This window comes from Actinomadura sp. 7K507 (assembly GCF_004348425.1).
Classification (GTDB): domain Bacteria; phylum Actinomycetota; class Actinomycetes; order Streptosporangiales; family Streptosporangiaceae; genus Spirillospora.
The window spans coordinates 20723-40780 of sequence record NZ_SMKK01000021.1 but is presented as its reverse complement, the minus strand read 5'-3'; the positions used below and the strand labels follow the sequence as shown (position 1 = coordinate 40780).

20 protein-coding genes and 1 riboswitch are annotated in these 20058 nt (G+C 73.5%); of the genes, 12 read left to right on the top strand and 8 right to left on the bottom strand.

Translation table 11 applies throughout. The annotated features are described in order from the left end of the window. The first annotated feature begins 40 nt into the window (after positions 1–40). Complete coding sequence (locus tag E1285_RS07580) at positions 41–1105, top strand: hypothetical protein (protein WP_132149503.1); 1065 nt, start codon at positions 41–43, stop codon at positions 1103–1105. Between the two features lie 49 nt (positions 1106–1154). On the opposite strand, the gene tsaA is transcribed toward E1285_RS07580, so the two are convergent. Further along, on the bottom strand, positions 1155–1568 hold the full coding sequence (gene tsaA / locus E1285_RS07575) for a tRNA (N6-threonylcarbamoyladenosine(37)-N6)-methyltransferase TrmO (RefSeq protein ID WP_132149501.1): 414 nt from the start codon (positions 1566–1568) through the stop codon (positions 1155–1157). Between the two features lie 79 nt (positions 1569–1647). Next, positions 1648–1759: riboswitch (TPP riboswitch) on the top strand. Here tsaA and thiC point away from each other — a divergent pair. Together thiC and E1285_RS07565 are read left to right on the top strand one after the other, a co-directional pair. Continuing rightward, positions 1757–3496, top strand: a complete 1740-nt coding sequence (thiC, locus tag E1285_RS07570; protein WP_132149499.1) for a phosphomethylpyrimidine synthase ThiC — start codon at positions 1757–1759, stop codon at positions 3494–3496. It overlaps the preceding riboswitch by 3 nt. Positions 3497–3706: 210 nt before the next feature. Beyond that, positions 3707–4294, top strand: a complete 588-nt coding sequence (locus E1285_RS07565) for a TetR/AcrR family transcriptional regulator (RefSeq protein WP_243722623.1) — start codon at positions 3707–3709, stop codon at positions 4292–4294. Between the two features lie 40 nt (positions 4295–4334). Here the strand turns inward: E1285_RS07565 and E1285_RS07560 are convergent, their stop codons facing one another. The 3 genes from E1285_RS07560 to E1285_RS07550 form a co-directional block, all read right to left on the bottom strand. Beyond that, positions 4335–5171, bottom strand: a complete 837-nt coding sequence (locus E1285_RS07560) for a metallophosphoesterase (protein ID WP_132149497.1) — start codon at positions 5169–5171, stop codon at positions 4335–4337. Positions 5172–5296: 125 nt separating this feature from the next. Continuing rightward, a complete protein-coding gene (locus tag E1285_RS07555) occupies positions 5297–5800 on the bottom strand; it encodes an anthrone oxygenase family protein (protein WP_132149494.1) in 504 nt (167 codons plus the stop codon). A gap of 28 nt (positions 5801–5828) precedes the next feature. After that, on the bottom strand, positions 5829–6677 hold the full coding sequence (locus E1285_RS07550; RefSeq protein WP_132149492.1) for an NAD(P)H-binding protein: 849 nt from the start codon (positions 6675–6677) through the stop codon (positions 5829–5831). A gap of 81 nt (positions 6678–6758) precedes the next feature. Between E1285_RS07550 and E1285_RS07545 the strand changes: the two genes are divergently transcribed. Next, positions 6759–7760 (top strand): AraC family transcriptional regulator, encoded by a 1002-nt coding sequence (locus E1285_RS07545; RefSeq protein WP_132149490.1) that lies wholly within the window; start codon positions 6759–6761, stop codon positions 7758–7760. A 2-nt stretch (positions 7761–7762) separates the two neighbouring features. On the opposite strand, the gene E1285_RS07540 is transcribed toward E1285_RS07545, so the two are convergent. After that, positions 7763–8884 carry a carbohydrate kinase family protein gene (locus tag E1285_RS07540; RefSeq protein WP_243722622.1) on the bottom strand — a complete coding sequence of 374 codons (1122 nt, stop codon included), beginning with the start codon at positions 8882–8884 and terminating at the stop codon, positions 7763–7765. Positions 8885–9009: 125 nt separating this feature from the next. Then, positions 9010–10341, bottom strand: coding sequence for a hypothetical protein (locus E1285_RS07535; RefSeq protein ID WP_132149488.1), 1332 nt, complete (start codon positions 10339–10341; stop codon positions 9010–9012). Positions 10342–10537: 196 nt separating this feature from the next. Here E1285_RS07535 and E1285_RS07530 point away from each other — a divergent pair, with 196 nt between their 5' ends. From E1285_RS07530 to E1285_RS07505, 6 genes are all read left to right on the top strand, one after another. Continuing rightward, positions 10538–11269, top strand: a complete 732-nt coding sequence (locus E1285_RS07530; protein ID WP_132149486.1) for a GntR family transcriptional regulator — start codon at positions 10538–10540, stop codon at positions 11267–11269. Positions 11270–11373: 104 nt separating this feature from the next. Then, a complete protein-coding gene (locus E1285_RS07525) occupies positions 11374–12816 on the top strand; it encodes a PTS ascorbate transporter subunit IIC (protein WP_132149484.1) in 1443 nt (480 codons plus the stop codon). Positions 12817–12860: 44 nt separating this feature from the next. Beyond that, a complete protein-coding gene (locus tag E1285_RS07520) occupies positions 12861–13163 on the top strand; it encodes a PTS sugar transporter subunit IIB (RefSeq protein ID WP_165966499.1) in 303 nt (100 codons plus the stop codon). A gap of 5 nt (positions 13164–13168) precedes the next feature. After that, the gene (locus E1285_RS07515; protein WP_165966498.1) at positions 13169–13597 is read left to right on the top strand and encodes a PTS sugar transporter subunit IIA; all 429 of its coding nucleotides are present in this window, start codon (positions 13169–13171) and stop codon (positions 13595–13597) included. Further along, the gene (locus E1285_RS07510; RefSeq protein ID WP_132149482.1) at positions 13590–14363 is read left to right on the top strand and encodes a sugar isomerase domain-containing protein; all 774 of its coding nucleotides are present in this window, start codon (positions 13590–13592) and stop codon (positions 14361–14363) included. Before E1285_RS07515 ends, E1285_RS07510 begins: the two co-directional genes overlap by 8 nt. 92 nt (positions 14364–14455) lie before the next feature. Then, on the top strand, positions 14456–14713 hold the full coding sequence (locus tag E1285_RS07505) for an EF-hand domain-containing protein (protein ID WP_132149480.1): 258 nt from the start codon (positions 14456–14458) through the stop codon (positions 14711–14713). A 69-nt stretch (positions 14714–14782) separates the two neighbouring features. Here E1285_RS07505 and pgi read toward each other — a convergent pair whose 3' ends face one another. Next, the gene (pgi, locus tag E1285_RS07500; RefSeq protein ID WP_132149479.1) at positions 14783–16429 is read right to left on the bottom strand and encodes a glucose-6-phosphate isomerase; all 1647 of its coding nucleotides are present in this window, start codon (positions 16427–16429) and stop codon (positions 14783–14785) included. Between the two features lie 217 nt (positions 16430–16646). On the opposite strand from pgi, the gene E1285_RS07495 reads away from it, so the two are divergent. After that, positions 16647–17450 carry an acyl-CoA thioesterase domain-containing protein gene (locus tag E1285_RS07495; protein WP_132149476.1) on the top strand — a complete coding sequence of 268 codons (804 nt, stop codon included), beginning with the start codon at positions 16647–16649 and terminating at the stop codon, positions 17448–17450. 18 nt (positions 17451–17468) lie between these two features. Here E1285_RS07495 and E1285_RS07490 read toward each other — a convergent pair whose 3' ends face one another. Then, entirely contained in the window at positions 17469–18758 is a 1290-nt protein-coding gene (locus E1285_RS07490) for an MFS transporter (protein WP_132149474.1), read from the bottom strand. A gap of 217 nt (positions 18759–18975) precedes the next feature. Here E1285_RS07490 and E1285_RS07485 point away from each other — a divergent pair, with 217 nt between their 5' ends. Continuing rightward, positions 18976–19995, top strand: a complete 1020-nt coding sequence (locus E1285_RS07485) for a beta-propeller fold lactonase family protein (RefSeq protein ID WP_132149472.1) — start codon at positions 18976–18978, stop codon at positions 19993–19995. Positions 19996–20058: the final 63 nt, after the last annotated feature.

Here is a 20058-nt window from a genome sequence, read left to right as displayed (position 1 = left end):
CCGCCTATAGTTCTCCGCACCCCATCATGAAGGGCTGACCGTGTCCGTCCCCCCGCCGGCACTCACGATCACCATGGGCCGACGGGCCTACCGGTGGCCCCTCCGGGTCGGCCTGACCGCGCTGACGGCCGGCCTCGCCGTCTCGCTGTCCACGCTGTCGGGCCCCGAGGCGTGGGACCCCGGGGACGCCCGGCGGACCGTCGCCGTCTACGGCGGCGGTGCCCTGCTCATCGCCCTGGCCGCCGCCCTGTGGGCGTTCATTGTCCACCGCGGCCGCCTCGTCGTGGCCATCGGCGAGAAGGGGCTCGTCCTGCGCCGCGGGACGAGGGAGGCGAGCATCCCGGCCGGCGCCGTCGAGGCCGTCGGGATCACGTGGCCCGTCGCCGACCCGGCCTGGACCGTCTGGTTCGACCCCGAGGCAGCACCGGGCGCCAGCACCGTCACGAAGGTCGAGGGCCGCGCGGCCGTCCTGTTCCGTGACCGGTTCCTCCCGCCGGGCTGGATCGAAGCCGTGCACTCCGCGGCCACGGAGGTCCTCGGCGCGCCCTGGCGCGTCCTCGACGAGGAGGGCGAGGAGGTCGGACGGCCTCCCGAGGACGCGCTGCCCAGGGCAGGCCGCATCCGTGTGGACGGCGCCGGCCGTTACCGCGACCGGGACGGCGGCGTCCTTCTCGCCGTGGCCTGCGGCCGGCTCGCCGGGCGGCCGCGGGCCGGGGCCGGCCTCCTCCCCCTCGGTCCCGGCGCCGGCGGCCGGACGATCGTGCTGCGCGATCCCCATGCCCGCACGCTCCTGGTCCTCCGGAGGCGGGCCCCGGTGCCCGGCCGCGACCGGATGCGCGTGTCCGACGCGCACGGCCACCTCGTCGGGGAGATCAGGGGCGGGCAGGAACCGTCCTTCCACACCGCCGACGGCACGCTCCTCGGCACCACCCGGCAGGCCGGCGACCGGTACGTCGTCACCGGCGTGGACGCCAGGGAGTCCGCCTCGCTGCGGATCGGGGACGACGCCGGCGGCGGAGCCGTGTGCCTGGAGCGCTCGCCGTCCGCCCCCGATCCGCTCCGCACGCTCGCCCTGGCCCTCCCCATGGTCGTCCGCCCATCGTGATCCGGATCACCCGCCGGACCTGACCGGTCCGCGGCGCCGCGGGTGGCGGTCAGGTTTCCGGGGCGCAGGTGAGGACGGGTTTCACGTCCAGGATCGGTGTGCCGTCCAGGGCCTCAAGGTCCCGGACGCGGAGGCGGTCGCCGGCGACCTCCAGGACCTCGACCGGGTGCAGCCCGATCGGGTTCGGGCGGTCCGGCGAGCGGGTCGCGAAGACGCCGCGCATCGGCGCCGCGGGGTCGTCGCGCGGGTGGACGCGCAGGACGTCGCGCGGCGAGAGGTGCAGCCAGGTCAGGACGAAGATCCGGTCGCCCGGCCGCAGGCCGTCGAGCGCGGGCAGGACGGGCCGCTCGAAGACCAGCCACGCCTCGGGCGAGCCCTCCGGGCCCTGCTTCGGCGCGGTGGCCCGGTCGGCCAGCGGGGACTCGACGTGCCCGACCGCCGTCACGGTGAAGTCGTCTGGCATGCGTCCGATTCTCTCAGCACGCGCGTCTACCTCACGGACGCCGGTTGCGGCAACGGGGGTGCGGCGGGTTAGCGTCGGGGCGACAGATCGCGGGGGCCCGGCGAACCGGGCTGAGATAGCGGCTGGAACGGCCGCTGACCGCATGAACCTGACCGGGTAATGCCGGCGTAGGGAGAGATCGAGTCTTCATGACCGAAGAGACTGTGGTTCCAGCTGCCCGCAAGACCTACCTCCAGGGCTCGCGGCCCGACATCCGCGTCCCGATGCGGGAGGTGCCGCTGACCAGCGGCGACACCGTCGTCCTGTACGACACGTCCGGGCCGTACACCGACCCTGGCCAGGAGACCGACGTCCGGAGGGGGCTGCCCGCGCTGCGGGAGCCGTGGATCGCGGGGCGCGGCGACACCGCCGCGTACCAGGGGCGGGCGCCGCGCCCCGAGGACGACGGCCGCCGGGACGGCGGGCCCGCGTCGCCGGACCGGGGCGGCGTCCTGCCGCGCCGGCCGCGCCGCGCGACCGGCGGCGCGGTGACGCAGCGCGCCTACGCGCGGCGCGGGGAGATCACGCCGGAGATGGAGTTCGCGGCGCTGCGCGAGGGCGCGGCGCCGGAGTTCGTCCGGGACGAGCTGGCGGCCGGGCGCGCGGTGCTGCCCGCCAACGTCAACCATCCCGAGATCGAGCCGATGGTCATCGGGCGGAACTTCCTCGTCAAGGTGAACGCGAACATCGGCAACTCGGCGGTCGCGTCGTCGGTCGAGGACGAGGTCGAGAAGATGACGTGGGCGACCCGCTGGGGCGCCGACACGATCATGGACCTGTCGACCGGCCGGGACATCCACACCACGCGCGAGTGGATCCTGCGCAACTCGCCGGTGCCGGTCGGGACCGTCCCGCTCTACCAGGCCGTGGAGAAGGTCGGCGGCGATCCGGCCGAGCTGACCTTCGACGTCTTCCGCGACACCGTGATCGAGCAGGCCGAGCAGGGCGTGGACTACATGACCGTCCACGCGGGGGTGCTGCTGCGGTACGTGCCGCTGACGGCGCGGCGCAAGACCGGCATCGTGTCCCGCGGCGGGTCGATCATGGCGGCGTGGTGCCTGGCGCACCACGAGGAGAACTTCCTCTACACCCGTTTCCGGGAGCTGTGCGAGATCTTCGCGGCGTACGACATCACGTGGTCGCTCGGGGACGGGCTGCGTCCGGGCTGCATCGCCGACGCCAACGACGAGGCCCAGTTCGCCGAGCTGCGCACGCAGGGCGAGCTGACGAAGATCGCGGCGGGCTACGGCAACCAGGTGATGAACGAGGGCCCCGGGCACGTCCCGATGCACAAGATCAAGGAGAACGTCGACCTGCAGCAGGAGTGGTGCGACGGGGCGCCGTTCTACACGCTCGGCCCGTTGACCACCGACATCGCGCCCGGCTACGACCACATCACCTCGGCGATCGGCGCCGCGATGATCGGATGGCACGGCACCGCGATGCTCTGCTACGTCACGCCGAAGGAGCATCTCGGGCTGCCGGACCGCGACGACGTCAAGGCGGGCGTCATCGCCTACAAGATCGCGGCGCACGCCGCCGACCTGGCGAAGGGGCACCCGGGCGCGCAGGCGTGGGACGACGCGCTGTCGGACGCGCGGTTCGACTTCCGCTGGGAGGACCAGTTCAACCTCTCCCTGGACCCGGACACCGCCCGCGCGTTCCATGACGCGACGCTTCCGGCGGCCCCGGCGAAGACCGCGCACTTCTGCTCGATGTGCGGCCCGCACTTCTGCTCGATGAAGATCACCCGGGATGTCCGGCGGTACGCCGGCGAGCGGGGCCTCGCCGAGGACGAGGCCGTCGCCACGGGGATGCGGGAGAAGGCCGAGGAGTTCAAGGCCGCGGGAGGGCGCGTCTACCTGCCGCTCTCCCCCGGCGGTACCTGACCGGACGGCACGGGCCCGGCACGGGCCCGGCACGGGCCCGGTGAGCGAGGTGGGCAGGCCCGCCGCGGACGTCGCCGCGGCGGGCCTCCGCATCCCCCGGCGTTGCCCGGGGGTGAGGCGCGGTTACCATCGAGGGACCGTTCCAAAGCCGCGGATCCCCCCGAATCGCCGCAGGCCCGTTGACCCCGCCGGGAAGGACCGACGACCGAGGTGACCAGCGACGACTCGCCCACGGCCCCCGCCCGGGCGGTGCGCGCCGACGTGATCCGCAACCGTGCCCTGCTGATCGGCGCGGCAAGGGAGATGTTCCAGCGCGACGGGGCCGGCGCGTCCCTGGAGGGCGTCGCGCGGAAGGCGGGCGTCGGCATCGGGACGCTGTACCGCCATTTCCCGACGAGGCAGGACCTTCTGGAGGCCCTCCTCGCGGACGCCTACGACGGGCTGGCCGGGAGGGCGCGCGAACTCGTGGTCTCCCCCGACCCCGCGGACGCCCTGATGGAGTGGCTGCACGCCTTCGTCACGCGGGTCACGGCGTTCCGCGGGATGGCGGCGGCCGCCATGGTGTCGTTGCGGGACGAGCGGCCGGGCCCGCCGGCGGCGATGCGCGAGGCCGCCGGGGTGCTGTTCGCCCGCGCCCAGGAGGCCGGGGACGTGCCCCCGGACACCGCGTTCACCGACGTGCTCAGGCTCGCGGGCGCGATCGCGGCGGCCACCGAGCACGCCCCGGAGACGGCCGGCCGGCTGCTGTCGCTCGCCGCCGCCGGGATGGTCCCGGGCAAGGCGGGCCGGCACGGCTAGGGCCGGGGCCGCGGGACGCTGGGCCGCGGGACGCGCCCGGTCATCCCGTCTCCGGGACGGGAAGGACGCGGCGGGGGCCGGGCGGCGTCTCGCCCTTCCTGCGCCATTCCCGCGGGTAGCCGACCGACACCTCGATGTGCGGGACGCCGTCGGTCCAGATCGTCCGCGGGATGTGCAGGTGCCCGTACACGACGGACACCGCGCCGAACCGGCTGTGCCAGCCGGCGGTGCGCTCGGTGCCGCACCACTGCGCGAACTCCGGGTACCACAGGACGCGGGTGGGTTCGCGGACGAGGGGCCAATGGTTGACCAGGACGGTCCGCGTCCCGGGTTCCAGGGCGGCGAGGCGTTCCTCGGTGTAGGCGATCCGGGCGTCGCACCAGGCGTCCCGTGTCGGGTACGGGTCCGGGTGGAGGTAGACCTCGTCGGTGCACACGACGCCCGACTCGTGCGCGATCGCGAGAGCCTCCTCCTTGGTGGAAGCGCCGTCCGGCCGGAACGTGTAGTCGTACAGGGCGAACAGCGGTGCGATCGTCACCGGCCCGCCGTCGCCGTCCCACACCGGGTAGGGGTCCTCGGGGGTGTGCACGCCCAGGCCCCGGCACATGTCGACGAGCCTGCGGTAGCGGGCCTCTCCGCGCAGCCGCACCGGGTCGCCCTTGACCGTCCACAGCTCGTGGTTGCCGGGCGTCCAGATCACCGTGGCGAAGCGTCCGCGCAGTGTGCGCAGGGTCCACTCGACGTCGTCGAGGCGCTCGGCGACGTCGCCCGCCACGATGAGCCAGTCGCTTCGGGCCGCGGGCCGCAGGCCCTCGACGAACGCGCGGTTCTCGGGGAATCCGACGTGCAGGTCGCTGATCGCGTACACACCGCTCATCCAGAGATCGTAGGCCCTCGGAATCCGCGGTCCCCGCGACGGGTCCCGGTCCTGTCCGCTCGTCCCACGACGGGAACGCGGCCCGGGCTCCCGGGGGGAGCGCGGGCCGCGTCTTCGCCGTGCGGTCATCCTTCCTTTCCCCAGAGGTAGACGCCGAGGCTCATCGCGAGGACGCTCGCCCAGCTGGACACCGCTCGCACGTTGTTCCAGACGGTCCAGCGGCCGGAGTGGTCCGACCAGATCTTCGCCGCCTCCGCCGTGTCCGCCGGGATCGTCGTACCGTCCAGGGCGTTGTTCATCGGGATGTTCACCGCGAAGCTCGGGAGGAGCGCGCCGGCGAAGTACACCCCGGCCGCGGCGAAGAACAGGATGGCCGCGGACTTCTCGTCCAGGGTCAGCAGCAGCACTCCCGCCGCGATCGCCACGACCGGGAGCAGCAGGAACATGGCTATGAAGAGCGGGTTCTGGATCTTCTGGTTCATGCCCTGCATGGCCTCGATCGCCGACTGCGGCCGCGCCGCGTTCAGGCCCGGCAGCACGCCGGTGGAGAAGGCGAAGTACGTCCCGGCCATACCGGCGGCCATGATGATCGAGAGGGTCACCGAAGCGCCCGCGAGCGTGGATCTCATCGTCGTTCCGATCTCTTGAGGTGTCGAGTCAGGTGTTCCAGATGCCGCTGGCCGCGGTCCGTCGCGCGTACTCGGTGAAGTCCCGCGGCTCGCGGCCCAGGGCGCGCCGAACGCCGTCGGTGGGACTGGAGTTGCGGCCGTCCAGGACGGTGGTGAACAGGAACGTCAGGAACTCGATGAGCTCCGCGGGGACCCCGTGCTCCTTGAGGACGGCGGTGTAGTCGCCCACGGCGACCGGGACGAACGCGATGTCGCGTCCCGCCGCCCGCCCGATCTCGGCGACGGCCTCGGCGAAGGTCAGGGCGCGCGGGCCGGTCACCTCGTAGACCTGCCCGGTGTGCCCCTCCCCGGTGAGCGCCGCGACCGCCACGTCCGCGATGTCGTCGGCGTCCACGAACGGCTCGGGCACGTCCCCGGCCGGCAGTGCGACCTCGCCCGCCTGGACGGGGTCCAGGAGGTAGTCCTCGCTGAAGTTCTGCGCGAACCAGCTCGCCCGCACGACCGTCCATTCCAGGCCCGCCGCCTGGACGACGCGCTCGCACACCTGCGCCTCGTCCTCGCCCCGGCCCGACAGCAGGACCACGCGCCGCACCCCGGCCTCCACCGCCTGCCGCATGAAGGTCCCGATGGCCTCGGCCGAGCCGGGGGCGGCCAGGTCCGGGTAGTAGGTCAGGTAGACCTTCTCGACGCCCCGCAGGACGGGCTCCCAGCCCGGCTCGTCCTCCCAGTCGAAGGCCGGCGAGGCCGAGCGGGAACCCATCCGGACCGGGACGTCCAGGGCCTCGAGCCGCTCCACCACGCGGCGGCCGGTCTTGCCGGTCCCGCCGACGACGAGGGTGAGGCCGTTCTCGGTGATGTTCTGTGCCGTGTTCGTCATGCCTCCGAGTCAACCGGCGGGACGCTCCGGCCACCATCGTCGAGAGACTCGCCCGCATACGTGAGCGTCTACGCTGGCCCCATGGACGCCCTGACCGACCTTCTCGACGGGCCGCGTGCGCGGGGAGCGTTCATGCTGCGCGCCTCGCTCAGCCCGCCCTGGTCGATGCGGATCCAGGACGAGGCGCCGCTGACGCTGCTGTCGATGGTCCGCGACGACGCGTGGCTGGTCCCGGACGCGGGCGAGCCGGTGCGCGTCTCCCCCGGCGACATGGTGATCTTCCGCGGGCCGGACCCGTACACGGTCAGCGACCACCCGGCGACCGCACCGCAGATCGTCATCCACCCGGGGCAGCACTGCACCACCCCGGACGGGACGAGCATGGCGGGCTCGATGGCCCTCGGCGTCCGCGCCTGGGGCAACGACCCCGACGGAACGTCGGTCATGCTGGTCGGGACGTACCAGCTGCGCGGCGCCGTCACGCACCGGCTCCTCGCCGCCCTCCCCCCGATCGCGATCGTCCGCGGCGACACCTGGAGGTCGCCGCTGGTCGACGTGCTCGGCGAGGAGATCGGCAAGGACGAACCCGGTCAGGACATCGTCCTGGACCGGCTGCTCGACCTGCTGCTCGTCGGGACGCTGCGCGCGTGGTTCTCCCGGCCGGCCGCCGAGGCGCCCGGCTGGTACCGCGCCCACGGCGACGCGATCGTCGGGCCCGCGCTGCGGCTGCTGCACGACGACCTTTCCCATCCCTGGACCGTCGCCGACCTGGCCTCCCGGGTCGGCGTCTCCCGCGCGGCGCTCGCGCAGCGTTTCACGAAGCTGATCGGCGAGCCGCCCATGGCGTACCTGACCGGCGTCCGCCTCGCCCAGGCCGCCGACCTGCTGCGCGAGAGCGACGCGACGCTGGAGGCGGTGGCGCGCAAGGTCGGCTACGGCAACGCGTTCGCGCTCAGCACGGCGTTCAAGCGCGAGCACGGCGTCAGCCCCCAGGAGTACCGCACCGGCCCGGTCGCCCACCCCGTCACCGCCGGGACCGTCACCACCGGACCCCTCACCACCGGGCCCATCACCACCGGCTGACGCTACCGCTCCTTGCGGAGGGTCGGCTCGGCGCGGACGACCGAGTCGTCCGCCGCGTCCGGGATGAACGGGATCACGAACGCGTACTCCGCCAGCACCGACTCGGGGACCTCGCCCGCCTCGCCGAACGCGGCGATCTCGCCCCAGCAGGGCGAGCCGAGCGAGCCGCTGCGGTGCCGCACCGACAGCCCGGCGCACAGGTTGGCGAACCGGAGCCGCTCGGCGAGCGGCAGGCCCGCGAGGGTGGCGAACACGAACCCGGCGGCGAACACGTCGCCGGCGCCGGTCGGGTCGAGCGCCTCGACCGGCAGCGCGCCGGTCTCGGCCCGCTCGCCCGTCGCCGAGTCGATCGCGATGGCGCCGTCCCCGCCGCGCTTGACGACGACCACCGGCACGCGCCCGGCCAGCGCCTCGGCGGCCTTCGCGGGGGTGCCCGTGCGCGTGTAGGCCATGGCCTCGGCGGCGTTCGGCAGGAACACGTCCACGTGCCGGAGGCGGTCGAGGACCTCGGCCGGCCAGGCGCCGGTCTGGTCCCAGCCGAGGTCGCCGAAGATCAGCGCGCCCCGCTCGCGCATCGCCGGCGCCCAGGGCGGCACCGGCCGGTCGACGTCGATGAAGCACGCCCGCGCGGACGGCGGCGCCTCCGCCAGGTCGTCCACCGCGGCGGGGACGGGCCGGGCGTAGGTCACCATGCTGCGGTCGGAGTCGTAGGCCATCGACACCGTCACGGGCGTCGACCATCCGCGCACCCGCCGCGACAGCGCGAGGTCGACGCCCTCCTGCTCGGCGAGGGTCCGCCACAGGTAGGCGCCGAACATGTCGTCGCCGAACGGCGCCGCCAGCCCGACCCGCAGGCCGAGCCGGCTCATCGCGACGGCGATGTTGGCCACGCCGCCGGGCGCCGAGCCGAGCCCGTCGGTGACGATCTCGGTGCCCGGCGGCGGCAGCCCCGGCAGGCCCGTGAAGATCATGTCCATGAAGACCCGGCCGGACAGGAAGACGTCCAGCGCGGGTGCCGGGCCCGTTCCGCCGCCGCGCAGCCGCTCCCCCGCCGGCTCCCGCTCCGCGCAGGGGTCGGCGAGGGACGGCTCGGGCGGCAGGCCCGGCGCGGTCTGCTGAGTCACGATCCCCCCAGGTCGCGAGGCTTGGGCACTTCCTGCCGACCCTAGCCCGCGCCACCGACAACAACGCTCACGACCATGACGCTCGCCTCGTGACGCTCACCTCGCGACGCCCGCCTCGACGACGCTCACCTCGGAACGTACAGCCGGATGTCGTCGACCTGCGCCTTGCCCTCGTAGAAGTTCATGTGCGGGTCACCGATCATGAACCTGTCCGGGTAGGCCGAGCCGGCCGGCCAGGTGTCGCGGTCGGTGAGCGTGCCGCCCGGCCCCTCCCAGGTCCAGTCGGCGTTGAACCGGCCGTCGTACTCCTCCGGCCGCTGGTTGTAGTGCCAGATGGGCTCGCCGTCCTGGACGAAGGCGCGCGTGTACCGGAAGGTCGCCTCCCCCACGTGCGCGAAGACCCCGGACATCTCCATCGTGTAGGCGCCGTCGCGCCGCTCGATCGCGAACGTGTAGGGCTCCTTGGGCAGCAGCTCCGGTTTCATGTCGGCGTTCGAGACGATCGCGCCGCCCTTCCTGAACCCGCACTCGCTGTCCATCAGGTACTCGGTGCCCGGCATGGTCGGATAGCGGCGGTCGTCGGTCATGAACAGCGCGTTGACGCCGTTGCCCGTACCGGCGGAGTACGGCTCGTACTCCCCGGTGGCGGGGTTGCAGTACAGCAGGCCGGAACCGGTGTACTTGTAGCGGTTGTAGCCGTCCATCGCGACCTTGCGGTGGCCGTGGATGAAGATGTTGTTGTGCGGCGCGACCTTGCGGTAGTCCATGATCGACATGTAGTAGAAGCCGTTGGAGTCGGTGCGGACGTCGGCCCACTCGCACTCCGGCCTGGAGAAGTCCCCGCCCGAGGCCCACGGGAAGTTGGTCTTGCAGCCCTCCGGTGAGTAACCGTTGATCCGGCCATCGGGGTAGTCCCACGACCCGTCGCGCTGCCCGCCGAAATCGAGGCCGCGAAGGGTCATCTCCACGCGGTACTCGGCGGGCAGGTCACGGGTCGAGCGGATCACCACGCCGCCCTGGTGGGCCGGCTCCTCCAGGTGCGCGACGCCCTTGCGGGACGTGAGCGTCGGGACCCGGTCGGGCCGGCCGTCGCCGTCGGCGTCGCGGGCGGCGAGCTCGGCGGTGAGCCAGCCGCGCTTGCCGAACGTGAACGACTGCCGGTAGGTCTTCATCTTCGCGAGCTGCTCGCGGAAGGCCGGGCCTCCCATGGTGTCGAAGTAGGCGCCGTCGTTGTCGTACATGTCGACGTTGTAGGGACTGGACGGGCCGTCGCCGTCCCGCTTCCAGGGCGCCTTGCCGCTGTCCAGATGCCGGTCGAAGGGCTCGGCGGCGGCCAGCCGCCAGCCCTCCCGGGCACCGGGCGGGCCCGCACCCGCGTGGGCGGGGGCCGCGGCCAGCGCCGCCGGCAGGACCAGCGGGAGCGCCAGCGCCACGGCGCCGCGGACGATGTTCCTCATGTCGGAGCCTTCCTCGGGTCGGGGCCGTTCTCGCCGCGCGGGCGCGGCCTCGGCACGTTCAGGGCGATCTTCAGTGACGCTAGGCCGCCGCCGCGCCCGTGGCCACGGCAAACATCGCCAAAGTGGTATTGACCAGTCGCCACAATGGGACATACCGTGTGCCACGACGGGAACAGCGTCAAGGGAGGTGAACGGCATGCCATCCGCCGGTGAGGCCCGGTCCGGGAGCACGAAACGGCAGGCGGTGCGCCGCGAGCTGCTCGCGATGCTGGACGGGCTCGACGTCGGGGACGCCCTGCCGTCCGAGCGCCGGCTCGCCGACGAACTCGGCGTCTCCCGCCCGACACTGCGCCAGGCCATCGACGGCCTCGTCGCCGAGGGCCTGCTGGACAGGCGGCACGGAAGCGGCACCTACGTGGCCGAACCCCGGATCGCCGTCCCGCTGACCATGACCTCGTTCACCGAGGACATGGCCAAGCGCGGAATGAAGCCAGGGGGCCGGGTCCTGTCGTTCCGCACCGAGACCGCGGGGGCGCGGATCGGCAGGCGGCTGGCCCTGTCCCCCGCCGAAGAGGTATTTACCATTCGGCGGCTCCGGCTCGCCGACGGCACCACGATGGCCATCGAGACGCTCTTCCTGGCGCGGTCGCTCATGCCGGGCTTGCGGCGCCACGACCTGGAGGGGCGGTCGTTCTACGACCTGCTGCGCGGCAACGGCATCGTGATCGCCTCGGGGACCGAGACGATCGAGCCGACCGTCACCACCGCCGAGGAGGCCGCCGAGCTGGACGTGCCGGTGCACACGCCCGCGTTCCTGTTCGAGCGGATCACCAGGGACCAGGACGGACGTCCGCTCGAATACGTCAGGTCCGTCTACCGGGGTGACCGGTACCGGCTGGAACTCGACCTGCGACCACCGACCCACTGACCACCCGCCCCTGGCGCACGCCGCTCAGGGAGCACGACAGTCCGCGCTGACGGGGGCGACAGCGCACGACCCACCCCCCCCCGGAGAAGTGAGGCGACTTCACCATGGACGTCATCAAGGACATCCTCACGTTCCTGGCCGACAACGTGTTCGGCCAGGTGCCCATCCTCATCGGGCTCATCACCCTCGTCGGGCTGATCCTGCAACGCAAGCGTTTCGAGGACGTCTTCGCCGGCGCGCTGCGCGCCACGATCGGCGTGGTCATCCTGTTCATCGGCGTGGAGGTCTTCACCGGCGGGCTGACCAGCTTCCAGACGGTCCTCGCCAGCGCGATGGGGACGACCCCGCCGAAGGCCGACAACACCCTCGCGGACTTCCTCACCGACCAGGGCGGGACGATCGCGCTGGTCATCACGGTGGCGTTCCTCGCCCACGTGCTGGTCGTGCGGCTCTTCCCCGCGGCCCGGTACCTGTACCTGACCGGGCACCTGATGTTCTGGATCAGTACGGTCACGGTGGCGTCGCTGGTGACGATCGCGCCCGGCGCCGACCAGCTCACGCTGGTGCTGTGCGGGGCCGGGTTCGTCGCCGCGTACTGGACGCTCCAGCCGCTGTGGATGCGGCCGCTGATGCGCCGCGTCATGCCGGACGACCGGTTCGGGTTCGCGCACACCAGCTCGCTCGCCTGCCTGATCACCGGCTACGCCGCCCGCCCGCTGGGCTCCCGCGAGAAGCACGACACCGAGAAGCTGAAGCTGCCGCGCCAGCTGTCGTTCTTCAAGGACGTCAACGTCAGCACGGCGCTGATCATCTCGGTGATCATGCTGGTGGCGGTCGCGTTCGCCGACGGCGGCGTGGTGAACGAGGCGGCGGCCGAGATGGACGACAAGCTGTCCCCGTGGGTGTGGGCGCTGCTGGTCGGCCTCCGGTTCGCCGGCGGCATCGCGATCCTGCTGTTCGGCGTGCGGATGTTCCTCGCCGAGATCGTCCCCGCGTTCAAGGGGTTCAGCGACAAGGTCATCCCCGGCACCCGCCCCGCGCTGGACGCGCCGACCGTCTTCCCCGTCGCCCCGACCGCCGTCATGGTCGGGTTCGTGGCCTCCACCGCGGTGTTCCTGGTCTGCCTCGGCGTGTTCGCCGGCGCGGGCTGGTTCACCCTCGCCCCGCCCATGATCATGCTGTTCTTCGTGGGCGGCGCGGCCGGGCTGTTCGGCAACGTGGTGTCCGGCTGGCGCGGCGCCGTCCTCGGCGGCGTCATCACCGGCCTGATCCTCGCGGTCGGCCAGGCCCTCACCTGGGGCCTGTACGAGAAGACCGCGCCCGAGCTGGCGACCCTCGCCGACCCGGACTGGTACGCGATCGCCTGGCTGCTGGAGGCCGCCGACCCGGTCATCGGCGACAGGTCGATCTGGCTCGTGCCCGCCGTGGCGATCGCCGCCACGGTGGTCACCCTGCTGCTGCTCGGCCGCGCCGAGCGCCGCAGGGCGGCCGACGCCGACGGGGACGCGTCGCCGGGGGACGGCGACACGGCCTCCGCGAAGGCCTGACCCACGATCACCCCCACCCGTGATCACGAGAGAGAAGGACCGAGATGGCACTGGACCGGCAACTGGAGATCCTCGCGGTCTGCGGCGTCGGCATGGGCACCAGCCTGATGCTCAAGATGACCGCCGAGGACGCGCTGCGCTCGCTCGGCGTCGAGGCCCGGGTGGAGAACACCGACGTCTCCTCCGCACGCGGGATGACACCCGACGTCGTGATCGGGCAGGGCATGCACACCAGCGAGATCGCCGACCTCGCGCCCGTCGTGATCACCGTCAGCGACTTCATGGACAAGGAGGGCCTCGAGTCCCAGCTGCGCGAGCGCCTGACCGAGCAGGGCTGGCTCAAGTGAGCGTGGTGACCGCGACGGCCGGCGTGCGGGCCGGCGACTGGCGGGAGGCGGTCCGCGCGGCGGCCTCCGCGCTGGTCGAGGCGGGCGCCGCCGGTGCGGGCTACCCGGACGCCTGCGTCCGGGTGGTCGAGGAGAACGGCCCGTACATCGTGCTGACGAAGGGGCTGGCACTCGTCCACGCCCGCCCGGAGGACGGCGGGCTGGCCGTCGGCGTCGGCGTGACCCGCCTGGCGACGCCGGTCGAGTTCGGTCATCCCGACAACGACCCGGTGGACCTGCTGCTCGCGTTCTGCACACCCGACCCGGACGCGCACGTCGGCACGCTGTCGGGCCTGGCGCGCGCGCTGTCCGGCGGCCTGGCCGACCGGCTCCGCGCGGCGTCCGGCGAGGACGGCCTGGCGCACACCCTGAAGGAGGCCCTGCCTGATGCCTGAGGCGGCATCTCCCCGGCGGCACACCCCGGACCCCCGCGAACGGTCGCAGTTCCCGGGCCGGGTGCGGAACCTGCTGGACGACCTCGACACCGCTTCCGGTGAGGCGATCGGCGACACCGCCGCGCTGCTGCTGGAGTCGGTCGAGACGGACGGGATCGTGCACGTCGCCGGGGCCGGGCACTCCCTGGCGATGGTGTGCGAGACGTTCTACCGGGCCGGCGGCCTCGCCGCGGTCCGCCCGATCTGGGATCCCGGCGTGTTCCCCCTGGACGACGCAGTGCGCAGTACCCGCGTCGAGCGGCGGGGCGGGGTGGGCCGCGCGGTGGTCGCCGGCGCGGCGCCCGCCCCGCCCGACGTGGCGGTGGTGTTCTCCACCAGCGGCCGCAACCCGTACCCGGTCGAGGTCGCCGAGGAGTGCGCGGCGCGCGGCGTCCCGGTCGTCGCGGTGACCTCGGCGCGGGCGTCGCGGGGCGCCGCGGCGCGGGCCGACACGACGCTGGCCGACCACGCCGCGATCGTGCTGGACACCCGCGTCCCGCCCGGCGACGCGCTGCACCCCGCGGAGGAGCCGCGCACGGCGGCGGCCTCCACGATCCTCGCCGCGTACGCGTGGGCGCGGGTGCTGGCCGCGCTCGACGACCTCGCGGCCGACCGCGGCACGGAGCTCCCCCGCTGGACGAGCGCGAACGTCCCCGGCGGCGACGAGGTGAACGCCGCGCTCCTGGAGCGCTACCGGCACCGCGTTCCCGAGCTCACTGGAGAGTAGGAACCGGGCCTCTTCCTGCGGCGTTTCTCATATGGACCACCTCGCCCCCTATGGCATGATGCGGGCCAGATCGGACCGGAACGAGGAGCGAGATGACGACGAGACCGACCGGGGACGACCTCCTTGCCGTGTTCAACCGCGCGGACCTCGGCGGCGACGAGCGGCTCGACCTGATGGAGTTCACGCTCGTCCTGGAGGAGCTGGGGCTCTCCTGGACGCGCGCCGAGACGCAGGACAGGTTCGAGAAGGCGGACAGCAACCTCGACGGGTTCATCTCCTACGGGGAGTTCCGCGCCATCCTGGAGTCGCAGGGCTGGGCCGAGGGCCCGCTGCCCGGCGCGCGAGCCTGACCGGCGGCGAAGGGCACGGGCCCGCCGGCGCTACGGCCGGCGGGCCCGTTCCATGTCCGGTGACCGGGCTCAGGCCTTGCGTCCGCGCAGCATCCGGTACCTGCGGACGAGCGCCGCGGTGGACGCGTCGGAGGCCCCCGCCGGGGGCTCGTCGGCGGTGAGCGCGGGCACGAGGTCCATGGCCATGACCTTGCCGAGCTCGACGCCCCACTGGTCGAAGGAGTCGATGCCCCAGATCGTCCCCTCGACGAAGACGATGTGCTCGTAGAGGGCGACGAGGGCGCCGAGCGTCTTCGGCGTCAGCCTGGGCGCCAGGATCGTGCTGGTCGGGCGGTTGCCCGGCATGACCTTGTGCGGGACGGTCTCCGCCGGCGTCCCCTCGGCGGCGATCTCCTCGGCCGTCTTGCCGAACGCGAGCGCCGAGGTCTGCGCGAGGAGGTTCGCGGTCAGCAGGTCGTGCATGCCCGCCGGCCCCTCCACCGCGGGCTCCGCGAACGGCTCGGCGAAGCCGATGAAGTCGGCCGGGACGAGGCGGGTGCCCTGGTGCAGGAGCTGGTAGAAGGCGTGCTGCCCGTTGGTGCCGGGCTCGCCCCAGAAGATCGCGCCGGTCTGCGCGACCACGGGCGCGCCGTCGGCCCGCACCGACTTGCCGTTGGACTCCATCGTGAGCTGCTGGAGGTAGGCCGGGAAGCGGGACAGCCGCTCGCTGTAGGGCAGGACCGCCCGGGTCTGCGCGCCGAAGAAGTCGGTGTACCAGACGCCGAGCAGCCCCATCACGACGGGCATGTTCGACTCGAGCGGCGCCGCGCGGAAGTGCTCGTCGATCTCGCGGAACCCGGCGAGCATCTCGCGGAACGCCTCGCCGCCGATCGCGATCATCAGGGAGAGGCCGATGGCGCCGTCGAGGGAGTAGCGGCCGCCGACCCAGTCCCAGAAACCGAACATGTTGGCGGTGTCGATGCCGAATTCGGCGACGCGCTCGGCGTTGGTCGACACGGCGGCGAAGTGGCGCGAGACGGCCGCGCCGTCGCCGAGCCGGTCGACGAGCCACTGCCGCGCGACCTTGGCGTTGGTGAGGGTCTCCAGCGTCCCGAACGTCTTGGAGCTGATGACGAACAGCGTCTGCTCGGGGTCGAGGCCGGCGAGCTTCCCGACGATGTCGGCCGGGTCGATGTTGGACACGAACCGGCAGGAGATCCCCGCATCGGCGAAGTCGCGGAGGGCCTCGTAGGCCATGGCGGGGCCGAGGTCGGAGCCGCCGATGCCGATGTTGACGACGGTCGTGATGCGCTTGCCGGTGAACCCCGTCCACTCCCCCGAGCGGACGCGCCCGGCGAAGTCGGCCATCTTGTCCAGGACGGCGTGGACGTCGCCCGCGACGTCCTGCCCGTCCACGGTCAGCGCCTCGCCGGGCGGGAGCCGCAGCGCGGTGTGCAGGACGGCGCGGTCCTCGCTGACGTTGACGTGCTCCCCGGTGAACATCGCCTCGACGCGGCCGCGCAGGCCGGCCCGTTCGGCGAGCGCCACCAGCAGCCGCATGGTCTCGCCGGTGACGCGGTGCTTGGAGTAGTCCAGGTGGAGGTCCCCCGCGGTGACCGTCATGCGGTCGGCGCGCCCCGGATCGTCCGCGAAGAGTTCGCGCAGGTGCCGCCCGGCGATCTCCGCCTGGTGCGCGGCCAGCGCGGACCACTCGGGCGACTCGGTGATATCAGCCATTGCCTCTCTCATCTCATTGCGGGGCGAGACGGGCGCCGATGCCCCCCGGGCGCCGCGCCGTCCCCCACCGGCGATCATAGGTCGGCCGCGCGTGACCGTATCAGGCCATCCCCCGACCCGCCGCCGGACCGCGCTTCCGGGTGCGGGGGCCCGCCCGCCGCCGGGCGTCCGGCCCGCCGGTAGGGTCGCGGCACGCCGCCACCCGCAGGAGGTTCCGTTGAGCCAGGCCCCCATCGAGCTCACGCGGATGTTCGATCTGACGCCGCTCGGCGAGGACTCCTTCGTCGCCGACTCGCCCTCCGTGGTGCGGCCGCGGCTGTTCGGCGGCCAGGTCGCCGGGCAGAGCCTGCGCGCCGCGTGCCTGACGGCCGGGGGGCGCCCGCCGCATTCGCTGCACGCCTACTTCATCCGCCCCGGGTCGCCGGACGAGCCGCTGAACTTCGACGTGTCCCGTACCCGGGACGGCCGGTCGTTCTCCACCCGGCACGTCACGGCGAGCCAGGGCGGGAAGCCGATCCTGGAGCTGATCGCCTCGTTCCACGAGCCGGAGGACGGGTTCGACTGGCAGCTCGGCCCGCCGTCCGGCACGCCGGGGCCGGACGGCCTGCCGAGGCTCGTGCTCCCGTCGTTCCTCCGGCACTCCGTGGGGTTCGACATCCGGGTGGTGGATCCGCCCGCCGCGGACGAGTGGCCGATGAGGCACCCCTTCTGGATCCGGGCGGACGGGCCGGTCGGCGACGATCCGGCGCTTCACGCGTGCCTGGTCGCCTACCTGTCGGACCTGGGGGTCGTCAGCAGCGCCCGCGCCCCCGGGTCGCCGCGGAAGCTGGCCACGGCGGTCACGCTCGACCACGCGATGTGGTTCCACCGGCCGCCGCGCGCCGACCGGTGGCTGCTCTTCTCGGCGGACCCGGTGACGAACCACGGTGCCCGCGGCCTCGCGCGCGGAACGCTCCACGCGGCCGACGGGACGCTGGTGGCCTCGATCGCCCAGGAGGCGCTGCTGCGCCCCGCGTCCTGACCGGCCGGCCGCCGGGGCTCAGGTCTCGGCGGCGGTCAGCGCGGGGACGGGCTGCGGGACGGCGGCCCCGGTCGCCGCCGGGGCCCGTTCCGCCGCGGCGGCGCGCGCCCTGCGGACCCGGTCCAGCCCGTAGGCCGCGGCGGCGGTGGTGGTGAGGCAGAGGGCCCCGGCGAGCATCAGGGCCGTGCGGGCGCCCAGCGTGTCGCACAGCGCGCCCAGCGCGGGCCCGCCGACGGCGCCGGACGCGGCGCCGACGACACCCTGCGCGGAGATGACGCGGCCGCGCAGGTGGCCGGGGCTGTCGAGCTGCGTCCGGGTGCTGACGGTGGTGTCCAGGACGACCGCGGCGGCGCCGATCGGCAGGATCGCGGCGGCGAACAGCAGCAGGTTCGGGGCGGCGCCGCTGAGCGTCTGCACGAGCGCGCAGACCGTCGCGGCGGCCAGCAGCAGGCGCATCGGAAGGCGGCCGCGGGACGCCGCGAAGACACCGCCGAGCACGGTGCCGACGGCGAGCACGACCGACAGCACGCCGTAGCCGGAGGCGCCGGCGCCCAGCGGGCCGTCGCTCATCGCGGCCATGGTGACCTGGTAGTTGCGGCCGAGGCTGCCGAGGACGAACGCGAGCCCGAACATGATCAGCAGGCGGGGTTCGCGCAGCACGTACCGGAAGCCGGCGACGATGCCCCGCTCCCCGGGCGCGGACGGGGGCAGCGGGAAGAACTCCCGTTTGCGCATGAACGAGAGCGCGACCAGCACGGCGAGGAAGCTGGCGCCGTCGGCGAAGAAGACGGCGGGCACGCCGAAGAGGGGGATCGCCGCGCCCGCGAGGCCCATGCCGAGGATGCGGGCCGCGGAGCTGAGCACGGAGCCGAGCGCGATCCCGTTGGACAGGTCGTCGGGGCCGACGACCTCGCTGCCGAACCGGCCGAGGGCCGGTGCGGTGAGCGCGGTCGTGACACCGGTGGCCAGCGAGATCGCGTACAGCAGGCCGACGCCGGACGGTTCGCTCAGCGCCAGGAACGCCAGCAGCACCGACAGCACCGCCTTGACGACCTGTCCCGACGCCACCACCCACCGGGTGGGCAGCCGGTCGGCGAGCACGCCGCCCCACGGGCCGAGCAGCACGGTCGGCAGCGTCTGCATGACCAGCCCGAGGCCCATGCTGGTGGCCGAGCCGGTGATGGACAGGATGAGCCAGTTCAGCGCGAGGTTCTGCATCCATGTCCCGGTGATCGAGACGAAGTCCGCGACGGCCCAGAGCCGGTAGTTGCGATGGCGCAGCGATCGCAGCATCACGGGGAACGCCAACGTCTTCCTCCCCAAAGTCCACGTCAAACCGCATTAAACGCGGGGCACGTTTGGCACGTTCCAAACCAGCGAGGCTTATGAGACATATCACGTTTGACCTGGATGAACGCGGGTGGCCCGCAAGGCGGCCGATCGCCCCGCGCCACCGGGGCTAGGCTCTGCCTCGGCCGCCCGCGCGGGCGGGCGGGCCGTTGTCGGTACGGGATGGGAGTCCGAATTGGGCGAGCGTGCGTTCTGGGTGGGCACCTACACCGGTGAGGCCGGCGGCGGAGCGGGCGTGTACCGGGTGCTGCGGCGCCCCGGCGGCGCCCTGGAGGCGCCGGCGCTCGCGGCCGAGGCCGCCTCCCCCTCCTACCTGGCCGCGCACCCCGGCACGAACGTGGTCTACGCGGTGCGGGAGGAGGACCCGGGCGCCGTCCTCGCCTACGAGACGGCGGACGGGCGGCTGCGGGAGATCGGGAGGCGGGAGGCGGGCGCGCTGCCGTGCCATCTGTCCGTGACGCCCTCGGGCGGGCACCTGATCGTCTCCGACTACGGGTCCGGGACGGTCCGGGCCGTCCCGCTGCGCCCCGGCGGCGGATTCGCCGGCGACCCGGACGCGGCCGAGGGGCACGGGAGCGGGCCGCGGGCCGACCGCCAGGAGGGGCCGCACGCCCACGGGAGCGCGCACGCCCCGGACGGGACGGTCCTGACGGCCGACCTGGGAGCCGACCTCGTCCGCTCGTTCCGGATCGAGCGCGGCGCCCTGCGGCTCGCCGGGGAGACGCCGCTCCCGGCGGGATGCGGGCCGCGGCACCTGGCCGTCCACCCGGGCGGGCACGTGCACGTGGTGACCGAGCTGGCCGCGACCGTGATCGTCCTGCGGCCGCTGGACGGATACTCCGGCCTGGAGATCGTGGCGGAGTCGCCCGCGACGGCGGGACCGGCGGGCGCCCCGGCCCAGCCCGCGGCGATCAAGCTCGGCGCCGGCGGCGGGTACGCCTACACCTCCACGCGCGGCGCGGACGTGGTCACGGCCCACCGGGTGCTGGACGGCGGCGCGGCGCTGGAGCCGGTCGCCGACGTCCCGTCCGGCGGGGCCTGGCCCCGCGACCTGCACGTGGACGGCGAGTGGATGCACGTCGCCAACGAGCGCGGCGGCACGATCGCGACGTTCCGGATCGGGGCGGACGGGGTCCCGGTACCGGCGGGAACGCCGCTGCGCGTGCCGTCACCGGCGTGCGTGATCCCCGCCTGACGCGCGTTTTCCGCAGGGGCTCACGGGCACCTCCCCAGGGAAGAGCGGACACCTGAACAAGGG